Source organism: Marinomonas sp. S3726, assembly GCF_000967665.1.
Classification (GTDB): domain Bacteria; phylum Pseudomonadota; class Gammaproteobacteria; order Pseudomonadales; family Marinomonadaceae; genus Marinomonas.
In genome coordinates, this window is record NZ_JXYC01000011.1 from 116,878 (window position 1) to 133,926 (window position 17,049).

At 39.9% G+C, this 17,049-nt stretch carries 13 protein-coding genes; 7 read left to right on the forward strand and 6 right to left on the reverse strand.

The features are described from left to right. The first annotated feature begins 12 nt into the window (after window positions 1-12). The 5 genes from lysA to trxA all read left to right on the forward strand — a co-directional run bounded on the left by lysA (window position 13) and on the right by trxA (window position 3,971). The gene (lysA, locus tag TW85_RS09975; RefSeq protein WP_046016969.1) at window positions 13-1,269 is read left to right on the forward strand and encodes a diaminopimelate decarboxylase; all 1,257 of its coding nucleotides are present in this window, start codon (window positions 13-15) and stop codon (window positions 1,267-1,269) included. A 16-nt stretch (window positions 1,270-1,285) separates the two neighbouring features. Beyond that, window positions 1,286-2,116 (forward strand): diaminopimelate epimerase, encoded by an 831-nt coding sequence (dapF, locus tag TW85_RS09980; RefSeq protein WP_046016970.1) that lies wholly within the window; start codon window positions 1,286-1,288, stop codon window positions 2,114-2,116. 9 nt (window positions 2,117-2,125) lie between these two features. Beyond that, window positions 2,126-2,797, forward strand: coding sequence for a DUF484 family protein (locus tag TW85_RS09985; RefSeq protein ID WP_046016971.1), 672 nt, complete (start codon window positions 2,126-2,128; stop codon window positions 2,795-2,797). Continuing rightward, entirely contained in the window at window positions 2,794-3,513 is a 720-nt protein-coding gene (locus TW85_RS09990; protein ID WP_046016972.1) for an HAD-IA family hydrolase, read from the forward strand. The genes TW85_RS09985 and TW85_RS09990 overlap by 4 nt, the downstream gene beginning before the upstream one ends. Before the next feature lie 131 nt (window positions 3,514-3,644). Beyond that, complete coding sequence (gene trxA, locus TW85_RS09995; protein ID WP_046016973.1) at window positions 3,645-3,971, forward strand: thioredoxin TrxA; 327 nt, start codon at window positions 3,645-3,647, stop codon at window positions 3,969-3,971. Between the two features lie 74 nt (window positions 3,972-4,045). Here the strand turns inward: trxA and TW85_RS10000 are convergent, their stop codons facing one another. Next, window positions 4,046-5,410, reverse strand: coding sequence for a peptidoglycan DD-metalloendopeptidase family protein (locus TW85_RS10000; RefSeq protein WP_238326196.1), 1,365 nt, complete (start codon window positions 5,408-5,410; stop codon window positions 4,046-4,048). A gap of 133 nt (window positions 5,411-5,543) precedes the next feature. Here TW85_RS10000 and tyrS point away from each other — a divergent pair, with 133 nt between their 5' ends. Next, window positions 5,544-6,851, forward strand: a complete 1,308-nt coding sequence (gene tyrS / locus TW85_RS10005; RefSeq protein ID WP_046016974.1) for a tyrosine--tRNA ligase — start codon at window positions 5,544-5,546, stop codon at window positions 6,849-6,851. Between the two features lie 110 nt (window positions 6,852-6,961). Here tyrS and nhaB read toward each other — a convergent pair whose 3' ends face one another. Next, the gene (gene nhaB, locus TW85_RS10010) at window positions 6,962-8,464 is read right to left on the reverse strand and encodes a sodium/proton antiporter NhaB (RefSeq protein ID WP_046016975.1); all 1,503 of its coding nucleotides are present in this window, start codon (window positions 8,462-8,464) and stop codon (window positions 6,962-6,964) included. Window positions 8,465-8,646: 182 nt separating this feature from the next. On the opposite strand from nhaB, the gene sohB reads away from it, so the two are divergent. Further along, the gene (gene sohB / locus TW85_RS10015; RefSeq protein ID WP_046016976.1) at window positions 8,647-9,693 is read left to right on the forward strand and encodes a protease SohB; all 1,047 of its coding nucleotides are present in this window, start codon (window positions 8,647-8,649) and stop codon (window positions 9,691-9,693) included. 337 nt (window positions 9,694-10,030) lie between these two features. Here sohB and TW85_RS10020 read toward each other — a convergent pair whose 3' ends face one another. From TW85_RS10020 to mfd, 4 genes are all read right to left on the reverse strand, one after another. Beyond that, window positions 10,031-11,668, reverse strand: coding sequence for an ATP-binding protein (locus TW85_RS10020; protein WP_046016977.1), 1,638 nt, complete (start codon window positions 11,666-11,668; stop codon window positions 10,031-10,033). Between the two features lie 27 nt (window positions 11,669-11,695). Next, complete coding sequence (locus TW85_RS10025; RefSeq protein ID WP_046016978.1) at window positions 11,696-12,517, reverse strand: phosphate/phosphite/phosphonate ABC transporter substrate-binding protein; 822 nt, start codon at window positions 12,515-12,517, stop codon at window positions 11,696-11,698. Window positions 12,518-12,617: 100 nt separating this feature from the next. Then, on the reverse strand, window positions 12,618-13,517 hold the full coding sequence (locus TW85_RS10030; RefSeq protein WP_052702071.1) for a hypothetical protein: 900 nt from the start codon (window positions 13,515-13,517) through the stop codon (window positions 12,618-12,620). After that, window positions 13,517-16,930, reverse strand: coding sequence for a transcription-repair coupling factor (mfd, locus tag TW85_RS10035; RefSeq protein ID WP_046016979.1), 3,414 nt, complete (start codon window positions 16,928-16,930; stop codon window positions 13,517-13,519). The genes TW85_RS10030 and mfd overlap by 1 nt, the downstream gene beginning before the upstream one ends. Window positions 16,931-17,049: the final 119 nt, after the last annotated feature.

Below are 17,049 nucleotides of genomic sequence, written 5' to 3' on the forward strand. Positions count from 1 at the left end.
GGATAAAGTTTAGTGGACTTTTTTAATTATAAAGATCAAGCGTTAATGGCAGAAAACGTTTCTATCGCAAGTATTGCGGAGCAGCATGGAACACCTTGTTATGTTTACTCAAGAGAAACCCTAGAGCGCCATTACAAGGCCTATGCAGATGCATTTTCTTCTCACCCATCTTTAATTTGTTATGCCGTTAAAGCTTGCTCAAATATCGCTATTTTGAATGTGCTAGCAAAAATGGGAGCAGGTTTTGATATTGTTTCTGTTGGCGAGCTAGAGCGTGTTCTACGTGCTGGTGGTGATGCTAGCAAAGTAATGTTTTCTGGTCTTGGAAAGCAAGCACATGAGATGGAGCGCGCGCTCGAAGTGGGGATTCATTGTTTTAATATTGAGTCCGAGTATGAGCTGTACCGTTTAAATGAAGTTGCAGAAAAATTGGGTAAAAAAGCACCTGTTTCATTAAGGGTAAACCCAGATGTTGATGCTAAAACACATCCTTATATCTCAACGGGTCTGAAAGAAAATAAATTTGGTATCGATATTAATGACGCGGTACGAATCTACACGATCGCTCATGAGCTTCCGCATCTGGATGTAATGGGGGTTGATTGCCATATTGGTTCTCAGTTAACTGAGTTAACACCTTTTATCGATGCTTTTGATCGTCTATTGAAGTTGATTGATGAGCTTGCCTTATCTGGTATCGAAATTAAGCATGTTGATTTAGGTGGTGGTTTAGGTGTTCGTTATCGTGATGAAGTACCCCCCGTCCCTGCTGACTATGCCGCACTTGTTTTGCCTAAAGTGGCGGATAGAAACTTTTCTCTTGCGTTTGAACCAGGCAGATCTATTGCGGCTAATGCTGGTGTGCTTGTTACTCAAGTTGAGTTCTTAAAGTGTTCAGAGCATAAAAACTTTGCCATTATCGATGGCGCTATGAATGATCTTATTCGTCCGTCACTTTACAGTGCTTGGATGGATATTGTGCCTGTGAAGTTGAAAGCTAAAGCGACAGAAAATAAAAAGGTTTATGACCTAGTTGGGCCTGTTTGTGAAACAGGAGACTTCTTAGGTAAAGATAGAGAGCTTGACTTAGAGGCGGGTGACCTACTCGCAGTTAGATCTGCAGGAGCCTATGGTTTTACCATGTCGTCCAACTATAACAGCCGTAACCGTGCCGCTGAAGTAATGGTAGATGGTGATAAAGCTCATCTTATTCGTTCTCGTGAAACAATTGATCATCAGTTAGCTGGTGAGCAAATTTTGCCTGAATAAAAGAAGGAGCCTAGTTTTGTTGCTTAAATTTACCAAAATGCATGGTCTAGGGAACGACTTTGTAGTGGTTGATGCGGTAAGTCGTAAAGTTTATTTTAATAAAGATATGATAGCTCGCCTGGGTGATCGTCATACGGGTATTGGTTTTGATCAACTACTTTTGGTTGAACCGCCAACTAACCCTGATATGGATTTTAGATATCGTATCTTTAACTGTGACGGTAGTGAAGTTGAGCATTGTGGAAATGGTGCTCGTTGCTTCGCAACTTTTGTTCAAGATAAGGAACTGATTGATAAAGACATTATCAATGTTGAAACCAAAAATGGGCCTATTCAGTTACGAGTTTTAGCGGGTGGTTTAGTTACGGTTGATATGGGGGTTCCAAGCTTTGAGCCTGCTGACTTACCATTCACAGGTAGTGCTAATGGGGATTTTTACGATATTCCCGTTGCGGACTCACTTTATCAAATAACTCCCATTTCTGTGGGCAATCCGCATGCTGTTCATAAGGTTGATAAGTTAGATGATGATTATGTGGAGCAGGTCGGTGCAGCGATTGAAAGCCATGAATTATTCCCTAACAATGTTAATGTTGGTTTTATGCAGCTTGTTTCTGAGTCTGAAATAAACTTAAGGGTTTATGAGCGAGGCGTTGGGGAAACCCAAGCATGTGGAACAGGAACCTGTGCTGCAGTAGTGGCTGGTATTAAACAAGGTTGGCTTGCAAGTAAAGTAAAAGCGAACTTATTAGGTGGTGAGTTAACTATCGAATGGCAAGGTGAAGGTCACCCAATTTTAATGACGGGACCTACCGCCAAGGTGTTTGAAGGCCAGATATATCTATAAAGAGGCAGTATGACCGAAGCTAGCGTAATTGAATTCTTAAAAGCAAATCCAAAGTTTTTTCATGATCATTTGGATTTGCTAGAAACCTTGGATGTGCCTCATGCTTTGGAGCCAAATAACACGGTTTCTTTGATTGAACGTCAGGTGTTTTTATTACGTAAATCTGCTGAAGACTATAAAAGCCAGTTTGAACGCTTAGTTGATGTTGCCCGTGAAAATGAGTCGATTATGCACAAGAGCCGTCGCCTTGTGTTAGCTGGCATGGTTTGCACTAACTTAGATGAGTTTGCCATCATGCTTGATGACGTCATGCGTGATGATTTTCATATTAAGCTTCACTCTTTGGTGCTTTTCTCAGAGAAAGCGTTAGATACTAATATTAGAGTGACACCAATGCATCAGGCAGGTCCAGTGCTTAAAGAAGTTCTGCTAAAAACTGGTTGCTATTGTGGTGCTTTGTCGGTTGATGAAGCTCAATATCTGTTTCAAGATAAAGCTGATCAAGTTATGTCTTCTGCTGTATTGCCTCTGGTGTCCCATTATCAGGGCGCGGATAGGTATATTGGTGTGTTAGCTTTAGGTAGTGAGGAGCTAGAGAAATTTAAACGTGAAAAAGGCGTGATGTTTCTTGAGTATTTGTCTGAAATTCTAAGTGCTATTTTAATAAGGTTGCTACCGTGACACGTTTAATTACCTTTGATCTTGATAATACCCTTTGGGATGTAGAGCCTGTGATAGTAAGAGCTGATCAGGCAATGTTCCATTGGTTTGAAGACAGATTTCCTGGTTTTAATCAGGCATTTGATCAAGCGGCTTTATTTAAGCTTAAGCAACAGTTACTGGAAGATTCATCTGCTCTAAGAGCTGATATCTCGCGTTTGCGAGTGGAAGTGTATCGAGTGGCTTTGCAGGATTTTGGTTTACCAAAGGAAGAGGCTGCTTTAGTTGCTCAATCTGCCTTTGATTACTTTCATGAGTGGCGTCAAAAAGTTGATTTGTATCCGGGTACTAAAAAAGTACTGTGGCAATTAGCTAATCATTATCGCCTAGCTGTGATTACTAATGGCAATGCTGATGTATTTCACCCTGATGTTGGTTTATCTGACTCTTTTGAATTTGCTGTAAGGGCAGACAAAGAAGGGATCGCAAAACCTAATGCGGATATTTTTCTAAAAACGGCCGAGCTAGCAGGTGTTGATGTTAGTAATCTGATCCATGTTGGTGACAATGTGCATGATGATGTGAACGGTATTAATCAGGTTGGTGGACGAAGTATCTGGTTTAATCGTCATGGTGCAAGGCGTTGGCAAGATAAATGGCCAAGCCGCCCAGATGCTGAAGTGCATGCTTTAGAGGAGTTACCAGAAGTAATTGCTGATATGATTGCGCAAAATTAAGTCAGCGAAAGCTTAAGGAATAAGAAAATAGTTTTTTACTATTGAGTTAGTAGTAGGAACTCATTTTTACACCTATAAAAAAGTGCTAAACTAGCACATATTCAAAGATAATATGATTTAAGGAATTTCAAATGGGTGACAATACTATCCAAATTACCGATGCACAATTTCAAGACGAAGTGCTGAATTCTGAACTACCTGTAGTAGTTGATTTTTGGGCTCCTTGGTGTGGTCCTTGTAAAATGATTGGTCCAGTACTTGAAGATGTTGCTGGTGAAATGGAAGGCAAAATCAAAGTTGTTAAAATTAACGTTGACGAAAACCCTGATACAGCGCCTAAGTACAATGTTCGCGGTATCCCAACCTTGTTGGTTGTTAAAGGTGGTGAAGTAGTAGCAACTAAAGTTGGTGCTGTTTCAAAAAGTCAGCTTGTTGACTTTATTGATACTTCTATCTAAATCATCTTTTGATTTAGGTAATAAAAAAGCAGCCAATAGGCTGCTTTTTTTGTGCTCATGTTTTGTTTAGTGCATTAATTTTTGATGCTAGCTAGTTTCTGCATATAGTCTGGTGAGTGGTAGCTTTCTAATGCACTTGCCATTGTTTGTGCATAAGGCAAGTAACTCTTTAGATCTTTCTTTGCCATAGGCTCGTCATTAGGTAGCTTCACTGTTACAGGGTTCTTATGAGTACCATTGATGCGGAATTCATAATGTAGGTGAGGGCCAGTTGCGTAACCAGTTTGACCAACAAAAGCAATTGTTTGGCCTTGTTTCACTCTACCACCACGTTTGATCTTACGAGAGAAACCATTTAAGTGAGCATAAAGGGTTGTGTAGCCACGGCCGTGATCAAGGATCACAACATTACCATAACCATTTTGCTTACCTTTAAAGATGACTTTACCATCACCTGATGCTTTAACTGGCGTGCCCTTAGATGCTGCGTAATCTACGCCACGGTGTGGGCGAGTTGTTTTGAAAATCGGGTGTAAGCGATTGGGGTTGAATTTTGATGAGATACGGGTGAAATCAACTGGTGTACGTAGAAAGGTCTTACGCATAGAGAGACCATCTGGTGTGTAGTAATGGGCACCTTTGTCAGTCTCGTAACGAATAGCTTGGTAAACACGGCCATTATTTACAAACTGTGCCGCGAGTATGTTGCCAAACCCAATTGATTGGCCGTCTAAATATTTTTCTTCAAATAGAAGGCTAAAGGTATCGCCATCTCTTAGGTCTAATGCAAAGTCGATATCCCAGCCAAAAATATTTGCCATTTCAATTAGCATGGATTGGCTTATGCCTGCTTTTAAGCCATCAAGAAAAAGAGAGTTGCTTATCGTCGCTTCCTTGTAGACGTTAACAATCTCGGGCTCTCTTACTAGCTTATTACTAACAAATTTCCCTTCTTTCTTTTCAAATGCAATGGTTTCAAGTTGGGATTTTATGAGTTTTAGGCTAATTAGCTCATTGGTGTTTTTGTCTTTGACAAACTCCAGTTCCTGTCCTGGCCTCATTCTTGTCAGTTCTTTAGGCTTTTTATCCGCACTAGAGACACGGTATATATCCTGATTAGAAATGCCATGGGAAGATAGAATCTTAGAAAGTGAGTCGCCAGATTTAACCGAAGCTTGCTGTGTAATATAGCTAGGGTCGTGTTTTACCAAACCAGAAGGTGTTGGTAGCTCAGCTGGGTTGTTAATGACAGCCGGCGCTTCTGTGTCTGTTACTTTAGTTTTAACGATTTCTTCGTCAATAGAGATAATTTGCAATGGAACTTCAAGCTTGATTGTTGTTTCTTCAACTTCAGAAGGTGCAAAGCCAACAAGTAATGCCACGATGGAAGTGGTAGCTGCAAGTAAAAAAAGATGTTTTGAGAGATTTGTTCTAGCCAAGAGAATACCTAAAAATCTGAAATAAAGCCTTATAATGTTACCAATAATGCCTTTATAATTGAATGCTTTTACTGAAACAAGATTTTTAATTAACTAACTTATACGAATTTTAAAATTGGGAAATGATTTCGCTATGACAATAGGTAGTAACGACCTTTTAAAAGACCTACAAAATCGTGGGCTAATTGCTCAAACAACAGCTGAAGAAGAGCTGGCTAATCACTTGAATGAGACAAGTCGTACTCTTTATTGTGGCTTTGACCCGACAGCAGATAGTTTGCACATAGGTAGTTTGGTGCCATTACTTATGCTTAAGCGTTTTCAACAAGCTGGTCATAAACCTTTAGCGCTTGTTGGTGGTGCAACAGGCTTGATCGGTGATCCTAGTTTTAAAGCTGCTGAACGTAAGTTAAACGGCCCTGAAGTCGTTAATGAATGGGTTGGTAAGCTTAAGACGCAAGTGAGCCAATTTATTGAATTTAACGATAAAGCAAACAGTGCTGAAGTAGTTAATAACTATGATTGGACGAAAGATCTAAATATTCTCGATTTCTTACGTGATGTGGGTAAGCACTTTTCTATTAATGCCATGATTCAAAAAGAGTCAGTAAAGCAGCGTATTAATCGTGAAGGTGAAGGTATTTCATTCACTGAATTTACTTATATGATTTTGCAATCATTTGATTTTGCAGAACTTAATCGTTTGAATGGTTGTAGCCTTCAGATTGGTGGTAGTGACCAATGGGGTAATATCACAGGCGGTACAGAGCTAACTCGTCGCCAAAATGGTAATCAGGTATTTGGTTTGACCATGCCGCTTGTTACCAAATCTGACGGTACTAAGTTTGGTAAGACGGAGTCAGGCACAATTTGGTTAGATGCTAAAAAGACAAGCCAATATGCTTTCTTCCAATTCTGGTTAAACACAGCTGATGCTGATGTTTATAAATTCTTGAAGTACTTCACTTTCTTATCTATCGAAGAAATAGACGGTATTGAAAAGGCTGATCAAGAAGCAGAAGGTAAGCCTCAAGCTCAAGGTATTTTAGCAAAAGAAGTTACTCGCCTTGTTCACGGTGATGAAGGTCTTGCTGCAGCTGAACGTATTACTCAAGCTTTATTTAGTGGCGAAGCGGCTGATTTAAGTGAACAAGATTTGGCTCAGATACAATTAGATGGTCTGCCATCAACTGAATTTGAGTTATCTGAACTAGCTGATACGCCTTTAACAAGTTTCTTTACTGAGTCTGGTCTTGCATCAAATGGTAAGCAAGTTAAAGATGCGCTGCAGCGTAACTCTGTTTTTGTAAATGGGGAAGCGAAAGGGATGCAAGATAACATGTTAGCAAACGAAATATTTGCAGCTGATAAAGGTTATTACAATAAGTACTTCCTTGTTAAACTAGGTAAAAAGAAGCATCACTTGTTTGTATTGAAGTAAATGACAGTAAAGACTTAGCTAACTTCATCTGCTTGGTCTTTCTAGTTTCTTTTCGCTAATAAAAAACCCAGCATATGCTGGGTTTTTTATTTTTCGCTTGTTTCAGCTAATTATAAAAATATGCTGACACACATACCACCTACCACACTTAACACGATTGTATAAGGTAGGGCCATCCACACCATGCGACCATAAGATAGGCGTAACAATGGCGCAATTGCAGACGTTAGTAGAAATAGGAAGGCTGCTTGACCATTTGGTGTTGCAACACTAGGTAAGTTTGTACCTGTGTTAACGGCAATGGCTAGCTTGTCAAAGTGTTCGCGTGAAATTGTTCCAGCATCTAGAGCAGCTTTGATTTCGTTAATGTAAACCGTTGCAACAAAGACATTATCACTAATAGCAGACAGGATACCGTTGGCAGCAAAGAACATAATAGGTTGCTGTTGTAATGGTAGTGAAAGTACATAGGTGATAACTGGCTGGAATAGATGTTGATGGTGAATAACAGAAACAATGGTAAAGAAGACGACTAAAAGTGCTGTGAAAGGCAGTGCTTCTTCGAATGCATGTCCGATTCTATGTTCTTCTGTAATGCCATTAAAAGCAGTCAAAAGTACGATAATCATTAGACCAACAAGGCCAACTTCAGCAACGTGAAAAGCTAAGGATAAAACAAGAATAACGGCGACGACAGCTTGAACTAAAAGCTTAGCTTTATGAGCTGGTGTGCTGCGTTTGTCTTCTTCTTCATCATAATTCTTAAGAATCTGACGGATGTTGTCAGGTAGATGAGCACCATAACCAAAGCTTTTTGTTTTCTCTAAAAGTACTACTGTGATTAAGCCAGCAACCAAAACAGGCATAGAAACCGGAGCAACATAAGTGAAGAACTCCGCAAAATCCCAACCAGCAACTTCAGCAATCAGAAGGTTTTGAGGCTCACCAACCAAGGTTGCAACACCACCAAGTGCGGTACCAACGGCACCATGCATTAATAAACTACGAAGAAAAGCACGAAACTTTTCAAGATCATCACGGTTGGTTTCTAAAACATGATCATCTGAACCATGGTCGTGATCGTGATGAGGTTTTTTACCAGAAGCGACTTTATGATATACAGAGAAGAAGCCAACGCCGACACTAATAAGCACCGCGGTTACTGTCAAAGCATCAAGGAAGGCAGATAAAATCGCTGCTGAAAGGCTGAAAAGTAGAGATATAGCGACTTTCGAGCGAACGCGAATTAATAGTTTGTTGAAGATGAATAGCAGCATGTCTTTCATAAAGTAAATGCCGGCTACCATAAACATTAGAAGTAAGATAACAGGAAAGTTATTTACTACTTCTTTATAAACCCCATGAGTGTCAGTTAGACCAATGGCAACAGCTTCGATAGCAAGTAATCCGCCTGGTTGTAATGGGTAGCATTTTAATGCCATAGCAAGAGTGAAAATGAATTCAACAATTAATAACCAGCCTGCAACAAAGGGCCCTGCTGTCATTAAAATAATTGGATTTAGTATGAGAAATGCAATAATGGTTTGTTTAAACCATAAAGGAGAACTTCCTAAAAAGTTCTTGCTGAGAGCCTGAAATAGGGTCGCAGTCATGGATTTGCTCCTAGTTTGGAATGATAAATATTAATTACGTGAATGATAAGAGATATTGTTAGTGAGAGGAAGTCTGGAGTTTTTAATATAAGACATTGTTTTTAACAAATTTTACCTTATATACCTAGGTAGAGAGTTTTACTTAAAATCTGTTTGAAAATTGGCAAAAAAGGCGAGAAAAATTGGAATTTTTAATTGAATATGCAGGCTTCCTGCTAAAACTGGTGACTGTTGCATTGATCATAGTGCTTACTTTCGCTGGTATCTTTGCAAGTAAAAGTAAAGAAAAGCCAGGTGGTCTGAAAGTAACGAAATTGAATGACAGCTATGATGCAGCCAAGTCTCAGTTAGAGAATGAGTTGCTTGATAAAAAGTTGCTTAAACAGCAGCAAAAAGAAAAGAAGAAGCAGGATAAGTTAGCTGCCAAAGCGGATAAGAAATCTAAAAAGCAGGATGTAAAAGCAGAGGATGCTAAAAAGCGGTTATTCGTAATTGATTTTGATGGTGATATTCAGGCAAGTGCGACGCAAGCTTTACGACGTGAAATTACGGCAATCTTATCAATTGCGACACCTAAAGATGAGGTGGTGGTTCGTTTAGAAAGCGGTGGTGGTGTTGTTCATGGTTATGGTTTAGCTGCTTCTCAATTACAACGTATTAAAGATGCTAATCTTTCTTTGACTATTTGTGTTGATAAGGTCGCTGCGAGTGGTGGTTATATGATGGCTTGTGTAGCTGACAAAATTGTCGCTGCTCCCTTTGCTATTTTGGGCTCAATTGGCGTTGTGGCTCAAGTGCCTAATATCCACCGTTTACTTGATAAAAGCCTCGTTGATGTTGAGCTTCATACTGCGGGTAAATACAAGCGTACTTTAACTATGTTGGGTGAAAACACAGACGAAGGCCGTGCTAAGTTCAAGCAAGACCTTGAAGATACGCATGTTCTATTTAAAGAGTTTGTTTCCAGTGCACGACCTGTGATTGATATTGAAGCAATTGCTACAGGTGATGTTTGGTATGGTTCGCAAGCTCTGAAAAATAATCTAATCGATCAAGTTAGTACTAGTGATGCTTATTTGGTTTCTCAGCTTGAGTCTAGTGATGTGGTGTCTATTAAATATCAAGAGCCTAAAAAGCTGGCTGAAAAACTAGGCTTATCTGTTCTAGGTGCTTTTGAGGCCAAGGCAGTTAAGTGGTTTAGCAAAATTAGCCAATACAAAGGTTATTAAACTAGGGGGCTTACGCATAAGTCTTCCTGCCTCAGCGGGTGGATAAAAGTCTTAAGATTTATGGTGAGGGCTACAACTTAATAGTTATTCTATTGATAAGGTCCTCAGCATAAAGATAGGGCTTTTAGATCACGTCCTTCGGATCTTTAAAGAATTCCTAAACGGCATTTCAGAAAAAGTAACACCCTGTGTTGTTACTTCTCGAAAGGTGTCTCCATTAATTCAATATAACGCCTTGTGTGATACTTTTCCCTATGTGCCTTAAAAGAGCAGACTGAAAAAAGGTGACTTAATCGCAGCTTTCCTTGAGTTTACTGTTTGAATTAATCAGTGTCTGCTAAGCTTCTGAGTTATCAGGCACCTGACTCTTTTCTTTGATAACAGGGAGAGAGATAGTGAATGTGCTGCCGACTCCTTGTTTGCTTTCTATGTCAATTTTTCCTTTATGATCTTGGATTATCCCATAAGAGATGGCTAAGCCTAGGCCAGTCCCTTTACCAAGAGGTTTAGTTGTATAGAAAGGGTCAAATAGCTTATCTATTTTGTCTTCTGGAATACCGCAGCCATCATCTTTTATACTGACTGTGATTTGGCCATTTGAATATTGGCTATTAATTTTAATTGTGCCTTTTTCTTTAATGGCATGGCCTGCATTTATCAGTAGATTCAAAATTACTTGTTTAATTTGGCCGGGAGCGCAGTAAGTTTTAGGTAGTTCTTCTAGGTTTGTTTGTATATCGCAATGGTATTTTAGCTCGTTGTTAGCCACTTTTAATGTGCTATTGATGCAATCATTAAGGTCAGAATAGCTATGACTGCTCTCTTGATCTGCATGGGAGAAATCTTTTAAACCCTGAACAATTTCTTTTACTCTGCTTGTGCCTTCTTTTGTGTCTTTAATAAGGTTGGGTAAATCCTGTTCGATGAAGTCTAGATCAATCTCATTTTCAAACGCCTCAATTTGTTTTAACAGTGCTTCCTTATTAGTTGAATCAAGTGAAATTTGTTTGTATAGCATTATGAGTGATAGAAACTGCTCAGAGTACTCTTCCAGAATATCGACATTACTAATGATAAAGCTCATTGGGTTGTTTATTTCATGTGCCACACCAGCTGCGAGTAAACCTACAGATGCCATTTTCTCGGATTGCATTAACTTGGTTTGAGTATCTTTTATGTTTTTATTAGCCGCTTCAAGTTGTTGGTTTTTATCGATAATAACCTTGGTTCGCTTTTGTACAATTTCTTCTAGTTTCTGGTTGAAGTCTTTTAATTCAGCTTCGATTAGATCTCGTTTTTCACTTGCTTCGTGTAGGTTTTTAGCCATTAAGTTGAAGGCGCTGGAAACGGCTGCTAGCTCATCTTTGCCTGAAACTGGAATATTAATATCTAGTGTGCCGTCAGCAATGCTTTTTGTGGCTTTCATAAGCACTTTTAATTGCTTAGTGAGATAGGTGCCAAGTGCAAATGAGAAGAGAGCAACGAGTAACATTTCTATGCCAGCGATAAAAATACTTCGCTGTTCGGCTTCTTCAATTGTATTTAGGATGCCAGTAATATCTATACCAATTTCTACTTGGCCATAAACAACGCCACCTTCTTCTATGACAGAGTGTGTGTCGAAAATACCGTCATCTATCATTTCAACATTCTTGTCGTCCTTAAAGGTTTTATTAAGCCCTTTAGGGTCTCCACCACTTGCAAAAATTTCACCGTTTGGCCCTAACACTCTGGCATAGCTTAGATCTGGATTTTTTAAAACTTCACTTACAAAGGATTCAAGTGATGCGAGATCATAAGATAAGATGGCATCTTTGGTTGTAGTTGAAAAGAGTTCTGCAGTGGTTGTGGCACGTTTTGCTAAGCTGGAATAGTTGGTTGTTTTCAGGTAATTAAGCGTCATGCTGACGAGTAAAATGAGTAATAAGGCCTCAATTAGAGCAACGCCAAAAATAGTTTTAACTCTTAATGACACGCTTGTCTCCTACTTAAGGCCAGCTTCTTATTTTAGTAAGTGTTCTAAAAGGGTGATATTTAAATCCCTAACATCGTCCCAATCTTTGTCTTTGGCAAGCTCCATTCCTTTGAAATTAATGCTTTTCAGTAATGCTTGGCCTTCAGGGTCTGTATTCATTTCAATTAGAGCTTTTTGGAGCTTGTTTTTGATGTTATCACTTAATTCTGGGTGAGTTGCAATAGCATGAGGTGTGTAACCCGGTGTTGTCCATAGCACTTTTAGTTTATTGCTAACATCTGAGGCTGTGTTGTTTAAAGTTCTTTGAACACCACCGCCTGCAGGAAAAATGCTTCTTGAAACGGTTAGGTAAACTGAGTCGTGAGAGGAGACATATTTGGGGGTGATCTTGATACCATCTTGGGCCATTTTGGCTCTCGGTAAAACGCTAGCAGCAAAGGCCGCTGGCGCTGGAAAAGCAAGTGTGCTGCCATCAAGCTCTTCAAGCTTGGTTAAATTGCTATCTTTAGGGACAACAAGAATACCTTTGATTTTTTTATCTTTTTGTTTGGCTATGGCGTTATACCCTGGTCGTTCATGAAATACCGTATAGTGGTATGGGTTCATATAGGCAATATCGTATTGGCCTTCAAGAACGCGTTTTTCAAAAGTAGGGATGTCATTTGCTGTGCTGAAGCGTATTTCGTGGCCAACTTTTTCACTTAAATACGTACATATGGGAGTCCAGAGCCTAGCCAGCTTTTTAGCCGACTGCTGAGGCACTATGCCCAAGGTTAATGTTTGGGCTTGAACTGAACTAAACACACCTAAAACACAAAGTGTTGCTAACAACTTAACAATATTCGCCATAATTTCGTCCTGTCTTTATGAGTGTCTATTTGTTTGTTTTAAATATAGTTAATACTCATTTTGAGTTTAGATGAGTTTTAAGTCCTAGCCAATGAAATATCTATTGGTTTTTTTCTAGGGGATTATTAAGCTCTGACTGGTTTAGTAGATTGTCTAAACTTTCTTGCGGTTCAAGGTTGATGCTTGCTTCTGCATCTCTCACCATTTCCTCTTCTGTTAATGCTTGGAGCATGAGTTCATGTTCTGCATCATCAACTGAAATAGGTTCGAAATACAGTAAACTGCCAATGATTGGGTGGTCAAGGTAATTCAATTTCTTACTGGCAGTTTTTCTTTCAAGGTTGAAAGAGAGTACTAGTGCTGGCTCGTATAGCTTAATAATCTTTTCTTCGGGTTGTATTGGGTTAAAAGGGTCAACTTGGTCAAATGGATCAAGTTCATCGAAAATTATGCTTTGAGTCTGATTTGTTTGAGTTACAGGCGCTGTAAAGCTATCAAATAGAAAGTGTTGATATTGAACTTTTGTTTCTAAATAGCGACCTAGCTTAACTTGCACTTTCCCCACAAGTTCAGGGTATCCATCAAAAAGCTGCTTGCTATGAAAATCTTCGAAGACTACGCTGCCTTGTTCTTCAAAAATCATGGGCCAAGTTTGATTGGATAAAATGGTGACCCTTTTACCCATCTTAGCTTGATATTGTAAAAATGGATTTGGTTCACTAGTTTCATCTAATTCCTGTTCTACTGAATCAATGATGCTTGCGCTTTGGATAGCGTCTTCTTCATTGGTGAAACGCTGAATATTATCTAGCTGATAAATGTTTTGATAATTAACCTGCTCGCTGCTCATCTTGTCAGACCAAATAAAGCTTAATAGATGGGCTCTATAGGCTCTAGCGTTTGATTTCTCTGGCTCGTCAACGCTTGCATCGTCGGCAGCAAGGGCGATTTGAGCCAAGCATAAGCCTAGTATTGAGAGAGATAAGGACTTAATAAACATTAATGCAATAATTCCAATAGTTTGTGGATGTTTTCAAACCTTTGCTCGGCAGTGAGCATTTTTGCTTGGACCTTGAGTGCAGTTGGTCCAGCTAATTTATATGTGTCTGGTTTGGTTTGAATTAAGGTGATTAACTTCATTGGGTCAATCGGTGTTTTTTCTTTGAAGGATATTTTGGCTTCTTGTGGCCCTGCTTCAATTTTGGTGATACCTAGCTTCTCAGCTTTTAGCTTGATTTGAGTTTGCTGAAATAAATTTTTGGTCGGGTTTGGAAGTAAACCAAAACGATCTATCATCTCAACTTGAAGGTCTTTCAGCTCTTTTTCGCTTGATGCGCTTGCAATGCGTTTGTATAAAATGAGGCGGCTATGAACATCTCCCAAATAGTCATCAGGGATGAGGGCTGGCACTCTCAAGTTAATGTCGGTTTGTGATGGTGTGCTGATGTCGACATCTGGTGCTTCACCTTGCTGAAGTGATTTTACAGCGCGATCAAGCATTTCCATGAAGAGTGAAAAACCAACGTGTTCAATATGTCCACTTTGCCCTTCGCCAAGGAGTTCGCCTGTTCCGCGTATTTCTAAATCATGGGTGGCAAGTGTAAATCCTGCCCCAAGAGTGTCTGCTAGTTGTATGGCTTCTAATCGCTTCTCAGCATCTTTGGTAATGTTTCTATCTTCAGGGGTTAGCAAATATGCATAAGCTTGATGATGAGAACGGCCAACGCGTCCTCTTAATTGGTGTAATTGTGCTAAGCCGAACTTATCAGCTCTATTAATAATGATGGTGTTCGCGTTAGGGATATCTATGCCTGTTTCTATTATGGTTGAGCAGACAAGTATGTTTGCCCTTTTGTGATAAAAGTCAGACATGACTTGCTCAAGTTCTCTTTCACGCATTTGCCCATGGCCAATTAGAATGCGCCCTTCAGGGATGAGTTCGGCTAGCTCCTCAGCAGCTTTGGCAATTGTTTGCACGTCATTATGTAGGAAATAGACCTGACCACCACGATGAAGTTCACGTAAAATAGCCTCTTTCACCGTGTGATTGTCTTTTTGCTTAACGAAAGTGTTTACAGATAGACGCTTAGCAGGAGGTGTGGCAATTATGGATAGATCTCGAATGCCAGAAAGAGACATATTTAATGTTCTTGGAATCGGTGTTGCTGTTAAGGTTAGAATATCAACTTCAGAGCGTAATGCTTTAAATTGATCTTTCTGTTTAACGCCAAATCTATGCTCCTCATCTATGATAACCAAACCTAGATTGGCATACTTTATGTCGCCTTGAATGAGTTTGTGGGTGCCGACCACAATATCTGCTTTTCCTTGCTCTAATCTATCAATGGCTGCGCTTGATTGTTTGCCACTTCTAAAGCGGGAGAGGAGTTCGACTTCAATTGGCCAATCTGCGAACCTATCGCAAAAATTTTCATAGTGCTGTTGAGCTAGTAGCGTAGTGGGAACAAGTACTGCAACTTGTTTTCCGCCCTGTACAGCCATGAAAGCGGCTCGCATAGCGACTTCGGTTTTACCAAAACCAACATCGCCACATACAAGTCTGTCCATAGGTTTTTTACTGACCATGTCTTGTACAACTGCACTAATCGCTAGTTGCTGGTCTGGGGTTTCTTCAAATGGAAAGCCTTGAGAGAAGAGGGCGTAATCTTGATCTGGTTTGTTGAATGCGTGCCCTTCGCGAGACTCTCGTTTAGCATAAATTTCAAGTAGTTCAGCCGCTGTGTCACGGGCTTTTTCTGCCGCCTTTTGTTTTGCTATGCTCCATTTTTCTGTGCCTAGCTTGTGTAGTGGTGCGTGGTCTTCATCAGCGCCTGTGTAGCGTGATATTAATTGTAAAGAAGAAACGGGTACGTAGAGTTTTGCCTCATTGGCGTAACCTAGGGTTAATAGTTCAGTTTCTTGTCCATCTATTTCTAGATTAGTTAATCCAAGGTAGCGGCCAACACCATGGTCAATATGAACAACCGGAGCATTTAGTCTCAGCTCGGTTAGGTTTCTAATAATGGCATCTTGGTTTACGTCGCTGCTGTTTTGTCGTCTATGTTGAGAGACCCTTTCGCCTAGAATTTGTTGTTCCGCAATAACAGCAATGCTTTGATTAATAATAAAGCCTGTTTCTAATGTACCTATCGTAATTTGTAGGCTGTCTTTCGCGGCTAAAAATGATTGCCAGTTATCACAAGGAGCAGGTTTTATTTTATATTCATTAAGCAATTCGAGTAGCGCTTCCCTCCTGCCTGCTGTTTCAGCCACAATAAGTGTACGCTGCCCTTGAGTGCTAAGAAAGTTAGCCAGTTTCTGAATAGGGTTCTTAGCTTTAGATTCAAGAATTAAATCTGGTAATAAATCAAACTCTTCCTGCTTACCTTGGCTCACTTTAATTTGAGCAAACTGCTTTAGGTGGTGAAAAAACTCTTCTTTTCTTAGATTGATCTCATGGGGCTCAAGGATTGGACGCTCAATGTTATAACCTAAAGATTCATGCCTTGCCTTGAACTCACTTTCTAAAAAGTCTAGTTGAATTGAGATTTTGTCATCAAGAATGATGGCGCTATTAGCTGGCAGATAGTCGAAGAAACTATTAGTTTGGCTAAAGAAAAGAGGTAGGTAGTACTCAATGCCTGCTGGGATAATGCCATTGGATATGTCTTGGTATATCGGGGTCTGCAAAGGACTAGAGCTAAAGCGCTCACGCCACTTTTGTCTAAAAGTCTGGCAGCCTTCTTGGCTTGCTGGGATTTCACGAGCAGGTAGCATTTTAAGAGCGGATAGTTTTTCTGTACTTCTTTGGGTTTCTGCATCAAACCAGCGTAAGGAATCTATTTCGTCGTCAAACCAGTCAATACGAATAGGATTGTTTGCCCCCATAGGGAAAACATCCATAAGTGCACCTCGTATGGCAAATTCACCATGCTCCCTCACACTCTCTACATTTAAATAGCCGCCGCTTGTTAATTGTGATGCAAGCTTTTCTAACGATAAGTTTTGTCCTTCACTCACGACAAAACGTTGCGCATCTATATGAGATTTAGGACATAAGCGCGAATTGGCAGAGGCAAGTGTTGTCAATACGATCGCTTGGCGTAAGTCTGCAAGCTGGGAAAGCGTTTCAAGTCGTGAGGAAATAATATCTTGATGAGGTGAGAATGCGTCGTAGGGCAGAGTTTCCCAATCAGCAAACCTTAATACAGGTACTCTTTTACTATTTAAGAAAGCTAGTTCACTTTCTAACTGGTTTACCTTGGCAACGGAATCAAGCAGTAAGACCAGAGGCCCGGACATTTGTTGGCAAATTTCTAAAAGTTGTAACGCCAATGTGGATCCATTCTCGGCATGAAGTGAATTTTCATAGCCTGGACGTAACGTAAGCTCGAGCGAAGGTAGTAGCGACATCTTTAAAACAAATTTCCTTGTTACTTATGAAATGCTTGAGTCAATTGGAAGTGATCTAGGGTGTTCAAGTGTACGTAGTTAATTAAAAGGGAGCAATGAGATTGGTGCTGAATAACTCG